General features: G+C 35.6%; 11 protein-coding genes. All 11 read right to left on the bottom strand.

All coding sequences use genetic code 11. The features are described 5' to 3' along the window. Nucleotides 1-3 precede the first annotated feature (3 nt). The gene (locus PSE69_RS00405; protein ID WP_036941326.1) at nt 4-2,499 is read right to left on the bottom strand and encodes a fimbria/pilus outer membrane usher protein; all 2,496 of its coding nucleotides are present in this window, start codon (nt 2,497-2,499) and stop codon (nt 4-6) included. A 27-nt stretch (nt 2,500-2,526) separates the two neighbouring features. Beyond that, nucleotides 2,527-3,207, bottom strand: a complete 681-nt coding sequence (locus PSE69_RS00400; protein ID WP_004922557.1) for a fimbrial biogenesis chaperone — start codon at nt 3,205-3,207, stop codon at nt 2,527-2,529. A gap of 60 nt (nt 3,208-3,267) precedes the next feature. Further along, a complete protein-coding gene (locus tag PSE69_RS00395; protein WP_004922560.1) occupies nt 3,268-3,837 on the bottom strand; it encodes a fimbrial protein in 570 nt (189 codons plus the stop codon). Nucleotides 3,838-4,415: 578 nt separating this feature from the next. After that, on the bottom strand, nt 4,416-4,958 hold the full coding sequence (locus PSE69_RS00390) for a fimbrial protein (protein ID WP_004922566.1): 543 nt from the start codon (nt 4,956-4,958) through the stop codon (nt 4,416-4,418). 1 nt (nt 4,959) lies between these two features. Further along, on the bottom strand, nt 4,960-5,511 hold the full coding sequence (locus PSE69_RS00385; protein WP_121875326.1) for a fimbrial protein: 552 nt from the start codon (nt 5,509-5,511) through the stop codon (nt 4,960-4,962). Between the two features lie 12 nt (nt 5,512-5,523). Next, nucleotides 5,524-6,582 carry a fimbrial protein gene (locus tag PSE69_RS00380; RefSeq protein ID WP_121875327.1) on the bottom strand — a complete coding sequence of 353 codons (1,059 nt, stop codon included), beginning with the start codon at nt 6,580-6,582 and terminating at the stop codon, nt 5,524-5,526. A 14-nt stretch (nt 6,583-6,596) separates the two neighbouring features. Continuing rightward, on the bottom strand, nt 6,597-9,161 hold the full coding sequence (locus PSE69_RS00375; RefSeq protein ID WP_040132342.1) for a fimbria/pilus outer membrane usher protein: 2,565 nt from the start codon (nt 9,159-9,161) through the stop codon (nt 6,597-6,599). Between the two features lie 35 nt (nt 9,162-9,196). Beyond that, complete coding sequence (locus PSE69_RS00370; protein WP_147441385.1) at nt 9,197-9,877, bottom strand: fimbrial biogenesis chaperone; 681 nt, start codon at nt 9,875-9,877, stop codon at nt 9,197-9,199. 137 nt (nt 9,878-10,014) lie between these two features. Next, nucleotides 10,015-10,566 (bottom strand): fimbrial protein, encoded by a 552-nt coding sequence (locus PSE69_RS00365; RefSeq protein ID WP_004922584.1) that lies wholly within the window; start codon nt 10,564-10,566, stop codon nt 10,015-10,017. Between the two features lie 753 nt (nt 10,567-11,319). Next, complete coding sequence (locus PSE69_RS00360; protein ID WP_014656582.1) at nt 11,320-12,090, bottom strand: ABC transporter permease; 771 nt, start codon at nt 12,088-12,090, stop codon at nt 11,320-11,322. Further along, complete coding sequence (locus tag PSE69_RS00355) at nt 12,087-13,028, bottom strand: ABC transporter ATP-binding protein (protein ID WP_004922590.1); 942 nt, start codon at nt 13,026-13,028, stop codon at nt 12,087-12,089. Before PSE69_RS00355 ends, PSE69_RS00360 begins: the two co-directional genes overlap by 4 nt. Nucleotides 13,029-13,234: the final 206 nt, after the last annotated feature.

Here is a 13,234-nt window from a genome sequence, read left to right as displayed (position 1 = left end):
CTTTCAGCGGCATTCTGAATTCAGGATATAAAGCCCATTTGTTGGCATGGTATTTTCGATGTTGTAATCTACATCACAGGATTCATTAGCACCCTCATTTTTCCAATTAACTTTAATGCGTCCTTTAGGCTTATCTGCAACTAAATACAAGGTATTAAAGTTAGAAACGAGATGAGTCGCTTCATCTTCTGTAACAGCTTTTGCACCTACCGGTAATTCTTTATTCGTTGGATGCTGTAACTTAAATAATAACTTGTAGCCTTTTTTAGCGTCGAAATCAGCCAGTATCAAAGCGCCCTTTGTTGGGATAACATTATTAATAATGTTATTTTCAATTTCGGTATCTTGTGGGATAGTTTTTGTATCAATCGCCAGTGTATTTTTACGATATGGCGCCATTCCCGGAACAATCGCTAAACCGTAAGCGTTAGTTTCAACTGACTGCCCATTAATAATACCGACACCTTGTGTCCCTTTGGTAAGAATCAATGCGCTTGTATCTTGCATTGAAGGTGCTAATACCACACCGTATTGAGTGCCAACAAATGCACCACTAATACCGTAATTAAAGTTTTTATGGCTATCGTTATAAGCGTACCCTGCATTAACGACTGCATAAGGGGAGCGATAAGAGCTACTTAATCCCCCTGAATAGCCCATACCTTTATTACCGTAGCCTTGATAAATATCCCACGTTCCACGATATAATTCGCCATAGCTGCCACTTAAACGTGCTGTTTGTGAAGTACGATGCTGGTCATCCGTTGATATGCCATAATTCACACTCATTGTGTTATTTAACACATCGAACGGAATACTGACATTTAAACTCAAATTGTATGAACGGCTGTTATCATTTTCAAATTGTCTACCTTTTGAATAGGTGTAATAGACACTGTAATGAACCTTATCGATATTACTGTTAAAACCAACATTATAAGATTGTTGTTTATGACCACTTGAATACTCATAAACAACACTATTTAAGTTAATCGAGCTTGAGCTATCGAGTATTGGTTGAGAAAGAGATACGGTGTATTCATTTTTTAGTTTTTCATAGCTGCCACGGTATTTTTCCTCATAAGAGAATGCGTCATCTATATTCATAAAATCAGCATCAAAATGACGGAAACCCGCTAAAGCTAAGCTCGTATTCGTTGTCTCAATATGTTTTGAGTAATTGACTCTAAATGCATTACCACTCAACGTAGATTGATTATCAACATCAGTACGAGAGTGCACAACATCCGTTGTAATTGCGCCAACCTCACCTAAGTTAAACCCTGTACCGATTGCATAGGATTGGTATTTTTTAGCGTAGAGTGCACCACCAAAAACGGTCACAAAGTCTGTTAATCCATAATAGATTTCAGCTTCATTCACATAACGGCCATCACCGTTATTATTCCCATCATATTCACCACTAGAGAAACTGTATTTAATACTGCCTTTTCGCTCTAAAAAAGCAATTGATGAGAAAGGAACAATAAAGTTAACTTCATTACCATTTGCTTCTTCTACTGTGACATATAGATTGCCACCATTACTCATTGGATAGTAATCTGTAATTTCAAATGGCCCAGCAGGCACACTTTTCTTATAGATAACTTGATCATTTTGTACAATAGTCACGATAGATTCAGAATTAGCGATACCATTTACGCTTGGCGCATAACTCGTTAAGTTATAAGGTTCCATTTGCCTATCAGATGCTAATTTAACCCCTTTAAATTTAAAAGAATCAAATAATTGCGAGCTTGTATATAAGTCCCCTAGTGTTAGCTCACTTTTTATTATATTAATGTTTCTTGATAAGGTGTTGCTAATATTATTCCATTTATTCTTATCGTGCCGATTGTTGGCCCATGTGGAATAATTACGATAACGCCATGAGCCTATGTTAATTTTCGTCTGAATATTACCATAATAGTTATCATCGACTTTACCGCCTTCATAGGTGTTAAAAGCTGAAAAAGAGTAATTTAAAAATACAGCAGGAATGCCATCATCCCACTGTGCTTCTTCAGCTTTTCTTATGCGCTGCTGATTAATCATTGATTGCGGAACAGTCATTGAATACACTTTAGTATTTAAATCAAGTGACTGTGTCATATACTCAATATCATTAATATTGAAGCATTCTTGATCACCTTTTAAGGTCTTATGAAAATCTATACCAAAACTTTCCCAATCCGCAAAACTAAAACAAGGTGTAAGTTGTTCTCCACCATCTGCCCGAGGCATCATCACAAAGCTAATTTCTTTATTAAGAATTAAATTATTATTAATGAAAAACCTGACATGGTATTTCCCTGGTGCTATATCATTTTCCCTAAACACATCCAGATCTTCATTAGTCAATTGCGTATCTGTACCTGCAATATTTAACAAGCTAGGTGGATAATAATCAGCAGCCCGCATTTCAAATGACAATGAAGCGAATACAATAGCCATAAACAGAGGTGAATATGGATACTTTTTATGATAAAGACGATTCATAGGCCTTTACTCTACTTTATTAGATTATTATTTTATAAGATATTGACTATCTAACCCTTTACCATAATCATTGATATAGTTTAGAGAAACCTTATTGGAACTAGCCCCTAAATTAGAAACATTAATTACTGTTTCAGAGCGTGGTTCTAAATAGCTTGGTGCTTCGACTTCTCTGTTATTAATTTTTATTTTTGCAATGTTAATATAAAATGGTGTTGGGTTAACAACCTTGACTCCAGCGGTAGAGCGAGACCAAGTTAACTCATTGACAACATCTTCAAGCTTTTTATCGGATAATGCTGTAGGTCGATAAATTAGCTTTATTTTGTTTGTCATTGAATAACGTAAAACGTTTTCTAAATCCTCACTACTTGGTGCCACAAATTTTACATTTAGCCAATATAATGCTTCTTGGTCACTCGGTAATGATGCTATTTTAGTCAGTTGGATCGTGTTTTTTTGCTCAGATTTTAGCTTAATTAATGGAGGTGTTACTGCAAAATCTTGTGTTATTTTTCCATTTTTATCTTCCACCCAAGATTGAAGTAAATAATTCCTATTTTTATCTGTATTAAATGCAACAACACCTTCGCTATTCTCTTTTTCGTGATAAATAACACGCGTTGTTTCTAAACCAAAGCCAGCATAGCTGGTTGAACTAGCAAGAAAACACAATAACAGTGTAGGAACTATTTTTTTCATAAACATAGGATGTCCTCCAAGAAAAAAAGTAACGCAGATTAATAATTGATAATCTGCGTTATCAAATTATTTATAAGTAATTTTATAATTTAATGTTGCGTCTGCTTGGCCTGCTTCTACGTCATCGTCTGTACTTACATACTTAGCAATAAAAGTTCCAGTCCATTGAGCACTGTTACCATTTACTTTTATTTCTTCACTTTTACTACCATTAATTTTTAATGGCTTGGATAGGTCATCTTCATTGTAAATACGGATACCCACATTTTTTGCAACGCCAGCACTACCTTTATTGTCCAGTTCTAAAATAGTTTTATCAAAACGGTTTTCATGACCCGTTAAATTGATAGAGATAGTACCTTGATCAGGACAGTCAATTAATTTAATTTTTAATTTACCATCACCACCAGTACCACCAACCTCATCACCTTCCTCAGTAAACTCACTAGTAGCAAAACGTCCCATTTTTACATCAGCGTTTGGTGAGTTAGTATCATTCAGGCTAATAGTGCATGTAGCATTATAAATAAGTCCTTTAAACTTAATCGTTCCACTTTGCTCTTCTGCTGTTGCTGAAAAAGCAAATGCTGAAGCAATAACAGCCATAAAAATATTTCGAGTTGATAATTTTTTCATTGATATACCTTTACACTCTACATAGTAATTAATAGTAATGTTAATTATTCAGCGCGTAATTAATAAAATAGTATAGATATAGGTAAATATCGCTATTCTAAAAATTAATGCGAGAACATATTAAAGACTTATATACACAAATAAGAAATAGTTAAAAATTCATGTTACCCGACTGGTGAGTAACATGTAAAAAGAGTATATAACATTAAAGTAGTATTTGATTTGTGTAAGTTTTTCAAAACGTAAATTTTAGAGGTGACAAAAAAACAACTCACACATCACAACTCATTGTTATATATGAATATTATTTTTTGATCTGCATCAAAAAATGAATAATTAAAATTATATACCTAAAATTACTTTATTATCATACGGTTATGTATAACTGTTTTTACTTACCTATATTGAACATCTTTATCTGCTCTGTAGTACTTTTTTACATTTATTGCGGGTAAAAATATAGTTTCCTTGTTGATTATTTTAACTTTTATAATAATTTGGTTTTCTAAATAAAAAATAAGGCTAAGATAAATCTCACTCATTTATCTTGGCTTTATTCAATAATTTTTTTCTTATCTTTATTGGTAAACAATATCGATAGTCATGGAGGCATTTGCAAAACCAGGTGTTACTTTTTCATTTATTTGTTTATAGTAACCCCGCATAAAAATATGAATGTCACCCTCACTCTTTACACTATTAATAATTTCATTTCGTACATTGAGCGTTAATGCTTTCCAATTATTTTTATCCATTGAATATTCTGTTTCTATCCCAACCCCCGTTGCAACGCCATCGACCGCATCAAGCGCTAAGACACTAGATTGACCAGAATAACTGTTACCTTTAGGTATAAATATCACTGGAATATTACTTGGACATTTCAAGCTAATTGACCAATCCGCCTTTGGGCTAGTCGAACCAACGCTGCCTCCCAAACCTGTAGAGCTTAAATAAATATCCCCTAAATTAATATTTTTAGTTTGGTTAGAACTTAAATCACAAGTTGAAGCTTTTACAGCACCTGTGATGTTGACTAACACATCGTAACTGTAAGCATGGTTTATAGTTAACCCGAAATAACTCAGCAATACTATCCGCAGTATTTTTTTAGTGGTCATATTAATTAGCCTGTACGACAAAGGTAATCGAAGCGTTTGCTTTACCTTGTGTAATTTTACTATTGGTTTGAACATAACGAGCACGCACTTTTAATTCAGTATTTCCCTTATTAATAGCTTCATTCTGCATAAAGTTATATAGCGTATTAATATCTCGGTTGACCCAATTGTGGAGACTATTTTCATAGCTTTGTAATTCAATTGCAGCTCCCGTTGAATATCCATCACCTTTATCAAGCGATAAATAACGGCCATTAGATTCTGAAACACCTTGAAATTGGCCATTTAATACACTCATTTTATCAGGGCAATCAAACTCAAGTGTAAATTCAATCCATTCAGACTGGGAATTTATTGCACTGCCAAAACCTCTAGGACTATTAGTTAGCCAAGTTCCTAAATCAACACTGATATTCCGTGTTTTGATACCACAAGTCGAATGTTTAATGCTTCCTGTATAATTGACCATTACTGTTGCAGAGGCCGAATTAATCAGAATAGGGATAAGGAATACGAGAAAAAAATAACGTATTAGATTGTAACCTTGTCTCATGGTATCAATCCTTTAGTCATAAGCAAACGTTAGTGTTAATGCTGCATTCCCTGAACTCGCTTTAACCTTTTTGGCCGTTTTAACATATTCAAAACGCAATGGAACGGTATAATTCTTTTTGCCTGCTTCCGTACGAAATAGAAGCTGATGATTATCGGTAACAACGTTTTTATCACCACCAACTTTTAATGCCGGAGAGCCATTATGAAAAACCTGCACGCCATAGCCAGGTGAGTCCGAGTTATCTGTTAACTCGATGAAATCACTGCCTATTTTAGAGGCTCTTCCATATTCACCTAATGTCATATAAACACGCATCTCAGCATTACAACTCATCTCAATACTTTCTTCTGCTAAACCAAACCTATAGCCAACATCAAACCTATTTACCCTATTTAGATCATGTTCCCCTAAATCGATATTTAATCTTTTTGTATTGATATTACAAGTAGAGGCTGTCGACTTTAAATGAGTATAGCTACTATCTATAAATCCATCATAAGTATATTGGGGATCATCTTCCTTATAACAGGTAAAAAATGCCCGAGCATCGCGAGAGATCTTTGTATCACCTTTTGGCGGGATACCATCAACTCTGACTCTTGCAAAGGCAATTTCAATCCTGACCTCAGTATCAGGTTTTTCTAAACTAAAAGGGCCACTTCCATACCTATCTTTTATTGGATACCACTCAGGATCACCATCCTCTCTAATTCCCCAAGCATAACCAACGCCTTTAACATTTCCAGCATAAACAGGGAACGCTTTTCCTCCAAAATTAACTGTTAGGCCTGTTGCGTACCTAGCATCATAAAATATCATTTCGGTAAACTTCCCTTGCTCTTTCGGGTTATTAAGGTTGCTTTGACAAACTGTTCCTGAATATATTTGCCATCCCTCCCCGATAATCGTTCCCGATGCGACCTCTCCCGCAGCATCATCAAACACTAATTCTGAATCAGGAAAAATGATCCTTGCAGAAATATCTGAACTTATAGCTATATTTGGGTAACCACATAGCAATCCGAGAAAAAATGCAATTGATGATAATTTTAATACTGTATTTTTCATTTTATCTCCGTTCTTTATTCACATATTGCTTGCAGAGATGCTACTGGCATTTGCTTTTCTTGTTCATTAAGTTGGTAATTGGCCATACACTGTTCATCTGTTTGATTTCCCCATTTAATATGGATCTTTCCTTGCTCTGGCATACCACTAAAATAAATATCACCATTATCCCCAACAATACCACCACTGCTTAATCCATCTTGTTCGGAAACTAATTGTCCTATTGAACCAAAAGGAACGGCTTTCCCATTGTGCGTCACTGTCAATAAAACACGATATCCTGTATATGTCTTAAACTCCGCTAACATTGCCGCACCTCTTGTCGGAACTAGGGTCAGTGCGCTTTTTTGCAAATCAACATTTTCTGGTAATGACGTGGTATCTAATAACACTTCATTCTGTGTATAGGCGCTGAGATAAGGAACTATCGCATAACCTCGCCAATCAGTTCTTATTCCTGTTTTATTTTTAACTTTAACCCCTTTTGCTCCCGGCGCCTTCACAATAGCAAAAGAGTCATAGATTGGCTGAGATAATGTCACACCATCAGAGTGCACAACAATGGCACCATTTAAGCCATAATTGGCGCGTTGTGAAAATTGGTCATAGCTATAGCCAGCATTTGCGATGGTATACGTACTTTTATAAGATAATGAAGCATTACCTTGTGCTTTTTGATTTCGATTGCCGTATGACTGCTGTACTGAATAATTTAAATTATGATCATCCAACAGGGATCCACTCAATCCAGCCATATAATTACTATCCCCTCTGTTATTACTACTCATAGAGAGGTTTAGCATACTATTATTAATCGATAGGCCACCAAGAGGTATGCTAAAAGAGAGAACAAATTGGTGATCAGCCTTATCGTAGCCTGAAAAATCAGAATAGCTATAATTCAAGGTATATTGGTAACCTTTATAGTTATTATTGTAACCCGCATTTAATGTCCGCTCATGACCACTTTGATTCCAAAAATCTTGCTGATAAGCGGAAACATAAAGGTTGCCATAAGCCTCTAAATCCTGATTAACCGTCGCTTGATAACGATTTTTTTTGCTATAAAAACTGTCTCGCAAATAATTAGCGTTAGCTTCTGGGAAAGAATAAAAGCCCTCAGTTGAATAACGATAACCTGCAAAGGTGACTGTGGTACCTGTAGTTAACAGATTTTTAGTATATTGAACACGGTATGATTGACCTGTTTTTTGTCGGTTATCAAATTGAGTAAATTTTGTTTTTGCTTGGGTCACATCTGAAGACAAAGCACCAACATAACCTAGGTTTAATCCAATACCCGCAGCATAAGATTGGTAATCTTTGGAAAATAGACCACCGCCATACGCCGTTATTCCTTTAGGTAAACCATAAATGACCGTTGCTTGCGCAAAATTAGGCTCTTTGCCACTGTTATTATTTTTAAATTTCCCGCCAGTCACTGCGTATTTCAATTGACCTTCACGCTGCATAATGGCTAATGAAGAAAAAGGAACGATAAATGAGCGTTCACTCCCATCGGCCTCTTTTACCGTCACCGTTAAATCTCCGCTCGTTCCCGTCGAATAGAGGTCGTTTATTTCAAAGGGGCCGGGTGAAACATAAGATTGATAAATAATATAGTCATTTTGTTTTATCGTTATTTCGGCATTACTTTGCGCAATTCCTCGGATGATCGGTGCAAAACCACGTAGAGAGCTGGGGATCATCGATTCATCTGAAGCGAGTTTAGCACCACGGAATTGAAAACCATCAAAGACTTCACTCGGCGTTGAAGTATCACCAATTGTTAATTGAGATTTAAGAGGGTTAATGCCTCGTTCAAGGTAGGTTTCAATATTTTGCCAACGGCTTTGATTATTTTGATAAGAATACGTTGAATAATTTTTTAAACGCCAAGGGCCAACATTTAACCCACTGCGTAAGTTAACATAGTGGGATGACGTATCTGCATGAGAAGATTTATACCAAGTGTTAGATCCCCGATAAAAATAACTTAATACCAGAGCGGGTACACCATCATCCCATAAACTAGGATCAACTGTTCCAGACGCTGTTTTATTCATCGCTATCTGAGGAATAGAAATAATCAGCTTCTGGTTAGTCAATTCAAGCCGTGTATACGCATCTGGAATATACTTTGAAATATCTTCAATTGGCTGTGTTTCAGTTAAATTGGCAAAAGTAGGAAGGGTTTTAACATTAACCCCCCAATTTTCAAGTTCCTCTTTAGTGAGTACTGGTATTAATTTTTGATCCTCTTTGCTCTTAACAAAAACCAAAGATTTAGAACCTACTCCTCGCCCATTTAAGACGATATCTACATGATATTCGCCCTCCTGCTGTCCTCCAGGCGTTGAAAATTGCTCTAAACTTTGCAGTTCGGCTATATTTTGTCCATTAACTGGCGTTAACGAGTGAGGACTAAAATAGTCACCAGCAAACGCCATTGGAAGGCAAGCAACTGACAGAGTTAAACCTGCAATGGCTTTGCTGAGCGAATGAGGAGCAATCTTGCTGAGTTCAAATATGGATACTAAATTTTCTTGTATGTACTCTTCTTTATTAAAAATTAGCATAATAGTAAAATTCCATACCTGACTTTAATTTTTTATTATTTTAATTCTTGCTCTTGACTATCTGTTATCCCACCAACATCAGTCACGGCTTTCCACATCACTTTATTAACTTGAATACCTGAAATATTCCACGAATGCTCTCCCATAGGAGGAAGCATAACAGGCTCGTCGATAGATTTATTCCCTACTTTTAATTCACTAAAAGAGATATAATAAGGTGTTGGATTTTTACCCACTAACAGGTTGCCTTTTCTTTCAAATGTCACTTTTTTATAAGCAGCCCCTGCGTCTGCGCTCGATAATGATTTAGGGCGATAAATCAGTTTGATTCGATTATTAATCGAAATAGTCAGGTTATTTTTAGCATTAGGATCAGTCGGTGGAATCGACTTTACATTCAACCAAAAAACGCTTTCCTTATCGTCAGGTAGATCTTTACCTGTATAAACAATCCTCAATGAATTGCTGGATTCAGGTTCAATTCTAAATAAGGGAGGGGTGATAACAAAAGGTAACTTAGTTTGATTATTACTATCGAAATGATCAATCCAAGATTGAATTAAATATGGTGTCTTATCATTATTACGAACTGTAATGGAAGCTTCTTTGCTGTTTGCATCATAAATAACCCGTGTTCCACCAAGTACAACACTTGCATTCGCTTGGGTTACGATTAAAAAGAAGAAAAAAAGAGTAGATATTAATGTTTTAACCATAATGCTATCCCTAAATATGGGGAACATACCTTCTGATAATCACGTGTAGAATGATATGTTCCCATTAATGCTAAAACTTTGTTAAATTAAATCGAGAATTTTTCTCACTTTAATTATTATTGTTTATTTACTTGGCATTATTGGTTATAAGAAATTGTTACTGTCACATCCGCGTTAGCCACACCCGCTTTTACAGGGCCAGTTGTCACATAACGGGCATAGTATTCCTTCTCACCGCTATTATTAGCTCCTTTAAGTTCAATTTCACCCGCTGGTGCTCCAGGGGTAATATAAGCTGTATCGCTTTCAGCATGAGTAATACCAATACCAGCACCAACTTCTGTGGATGTTTTATATAAGCTGCTATTTGTACTATCCGCAGTTCCAGTGAAAGTGATCTTTGCTTTTTTAATAACATCAGGGCATTCGTTAAGTGCAATCACAAACTTTGTTGGTTTTGTTGTTTCATCGGATTTTTGAAAATGGCTCACCAACCAAGTGCCTAACTGTACTGTTCCTTCACTTGAGTTCTCATTATTTGTTTCGATAGTACAAGTTGATTCAACAAATTGCCCTTTAAAATGGATAGTTCCCGTTTCTTTACCATCAATGACATCTGCATTTGCAACGCCAGTGAATAAAGACATAGTGATAGCTGAAGTAACTAATAAGGCTTTATTTAGTTTCATCTTGATGACTCCTAAAATATATAATTTGTTATCTAATTCTTTTATTGGTATTTCACTATGAAATTACATAGTTTAATAAGGTTATTTCTTATCTCGACCATCCTGCATAGGAGTATATGCAATTTATGTGTAAAATCCAGTTTACGTGTGAAAACCGTTAATTTACATTAAAAACAAACAAATCACTAAACAAAACGCTATAAAAAAGAAAATCACAGAACAAAAAACCAAAAATAAAACACAAGGAAGCTATTAAATCCAATTTGAGGGATAAGAGAGTATTCAATATTCTAATACATAAATGTAAGGCAATATTTCACCCTACTGTGCTGATATCTCTACTATTTTGCGTTTGCTATTTTTTTTCGACATCAGAAAACACAATAAAATCATTATGTTAAGAATATCTATTTTTCCTACTCAACGAAAAATAAAAAAAATTTAAGATTGAAATTATTTTAATACTTTTTTGTTAGTTACATTTGAACATATATCGCAAAAAGACAGTTTAGTTATATTTATCTCATAAATTATAGTGATTATTTTTTATTAATATTATTTACACCAGAAACCAAACTAAGTATATTTCCGTAACTATATTCCATGTTAATTTCATGATTGATAAAAATCTGAATTTAATATAGGGATCTAATTAATCGTCGCTAGATATTAAGGTATAAAAAAACCCCAATAGTTAGCTAGCTATTAGGGGTTAAATTAAGTCACTTCGAGATAAGAAAATAAGTTATATCGTTAACTTCTTAGCCCTCTCCCTTGCTCAATTAAATACCATGTTAATCCATAAAAAATCACAAAGAAGATCATCAATACACCTAATGTCACGGCAATTGATACATCAGCAATACCTAAAAAGCCATACCTAAAGCCACTGATCATATACACAATCGGGTTGAGTTTTGATACCGCTTGCCAAAAGGGAGGTAATAATGAGAGTGAATAGAATACGCCACCTAAATAGGTCAATGGTGTCAATACGAAAGTAGGAACTATGCTGATATCATCGAATGTTTTGGCAAAAATTGCATTTAATAACCCTGCCAGTGAAAAAACGATTGAAGTTAATAACAATGTAATTATCACCATACTCCAAGAGTGTACTTGGAGTGGAATAAAGAACAGTGACACGATGGTGACAAGTAGCCCAACCAAAATACCGCGAGCAACACCACCACCAACAAAACCAGCAATGATGACATGTGTCGGTACTGGCGCAACGAGCAATTCTTCAATGTTCTTTTGGAACTTAGAGCCAAAGAATGAGGAGCAGACGTTAGAATAGGAGTTCGTTATCACAGCCATCATAATCAAGCCAGGAACAATAAACTGCATATAATCTACCCCACCCATATCGCCAATTCGGGAACCAATCAGGTTACCAAAAATGACAAAATAGAGAGACATTGTAATCACTGGCGGTAATAACGTTTGTACCCATATACGACCAAAACGTGTGACTTCTTTAATCCAAATAGTCTTTAATGCGACCCAATATAGAGAAATCATTGTGCTTCCTCCAAACGAGCGGCATGACTTTCTTTTTTCACTAAGTTCACAAACAGTTCTTCCAACCGGTTAGCTTTATTGCGCATACTTAAAATTTCGATGCCTTGCTCATTAAGTTGGCTAAATACCCCATTTAATCCTTGCTCTCTTTTCACATCAACTTCTAAGGTCGACGTATCAATTAAACGAGTTTCATACCCTTTAAGCTCTGGAATAGGGCTTCTTGTGCCAAGGTCAAAAATAAAGGTTTCAGATTCCAGCTGACTTAATAATTGTTTCATACTCGTATTTTCAACTAACTCGCCATGCTGAATAATACCAATATTGCGACAAAGCATTTCTGCCTCTTCAAGGTAGTGTGTGGTCAAAATAATCGTCGTTCCTTGTGCATTGAGCTTTTTCAAAAAGCTCCACATAGAACGGCGTAATTCAATATCGACCCCCGCGGTCGGCTCATCCAAAATCAGTAGTTTTGGCTGATGCATTAGCGCTCGTGCAATCATTAAGCGACGCTTCATCCCACCGGATAGGTTACGCGCGCGCTCATTGCGCTTTTCCCATAAATCCAATTGAGAAAGATAGGTTTCTGCCCGTTGATGGGCTACAGAACGAGAAACCCCGTAATAGCCCGCTTGGTTAAGTACTATCTGTAACACGGTTTCAAATGGGTTAAAATTAAACTCTTGAGGAACTAACCCTAATTGTTGTTTAGCTTGTACGACTTGCTTGTCTAAATCATAACCAAACACTTTAACAGACCCACTCGTTTTATTGACCAATGAGCTAATTATTCCTATTGTGGTCGACTTACCAGCGCCATTAGGTCCAAGTAATGCATAAAAGTCACCATCTTCTACGCTTAGATCAATTCCTCGCAAGGCTTTCACGCCACCTGGATAGGTTTTGGTGAGCTGCGATAACTCAAGTGCGTAAGTCATATGTAAAAAACACCTTTATTCTTGGGTAGGTTTGGGAGCAATATAATACTATGATGCCATTTTTTTCTGATCACTGTTATGCAGAAAAGAGAAAATAGGTATATGCTAACCAATTCATGTGGTTAGCCATATCAATATTGTCTAATCAGAATGAAATGCACATCATAAGGATGTAAAGATTAATACAACTGAATATTAATTAATAA

Source organism: Providencia sp. PROV122, assembly GCF_028482365.1.
Taxonomy (GTDB): domain Bacteria; phylum Pseudomonadota; class Gammaproteobacteria; order Enterobacterales; family Enterobacteriaceae; genus Providencia; species Providencia stuartii.
This window is presented reverse-complemented; position numbering and strand designations above follow the sequence as displayed.

Excerpts from the sequence above, each read along its gene's own strand:
- PSE69_RS00395 (WP_004922560.1), bottom strand. The coding sequence starts at position 3,837 with ATGAAAAAATTATCAACTCGAAATATTTTTATGGCTGTTATTGCTTCA.
- PSE69_RS00370 (WP_147441385.1), bottom strand. The coding sequence starts at position 9,877 with ATGGTTAAAACATTAATATCTACTCTTTTTTTCTTCTTTTTAATCGTA.
- PSE69_RS00385 (WP_121875326.1), bottom strand. The coding sequence starts at position 5,511 with ATGAGACAAGGTTACAATCTAATACGTTATTTTTTTCTCGTATTCCTT.
- PSE69_RS00405 (WP_036941326.1), bottom strand. The coding sequence starts at position 2,499 with ATGAATCGTCTTTATCATAAAAAGTATCCATATTCACCTCTGTTTATG.
- PSE69_RS00360 (WP_014656582.1), bottom strand. The coding sequence starts at position 12,090 with ATGATTTCTCTATATTGGGTCGCATTAAAGACTATTTGGATTAAAGAA.
- PSE69_RS00365 (WP_004922584.1), bottom strand. The coding sequence starts at position 10,566 with ATGAAACTAAATAAAGCCTTATTAGTTACTTCAGCTATCACTATGTCT.
- PSE69_RS00375 (WP_040132342.1), bottom strand. The coding sequence starts at position 9,161 with ATGCTAATTTTTAATAAAGAAGAGTACATACAAGAAAATTTAGTATCC.
- PSE69_RS00355 (WP_004922590.1), bottom strand. The coding sequence starts at position 13,028 with ATGACTTACGCACTTGAGTTATCGCAGCTCACCAAAACCTATCCAGGT.
- PSE69_RS00390 (WP_004922566.1), bottom strand. The coding sequence starts at position 4,958 with ATGACCACTAAAAAAATACTGCGGATAGTATTGCTGAGTTATTTCGGG.
- PSE69_RS00400 (WP_004922557.1), bottom strand. The coding sequence starts at position 3,207 with ATGTTTATGAAAAAAATAGTTCCTACACTGTTATTGTGTTTTCTTGCT.
- PSE69_RS00380 (WP_121875327.1), bottom strand. The coding sequence starts at position 6,582 with ATGAAAAATACAGTATTAAAATTATCATCAATTGCATTTTTTCTCGGA.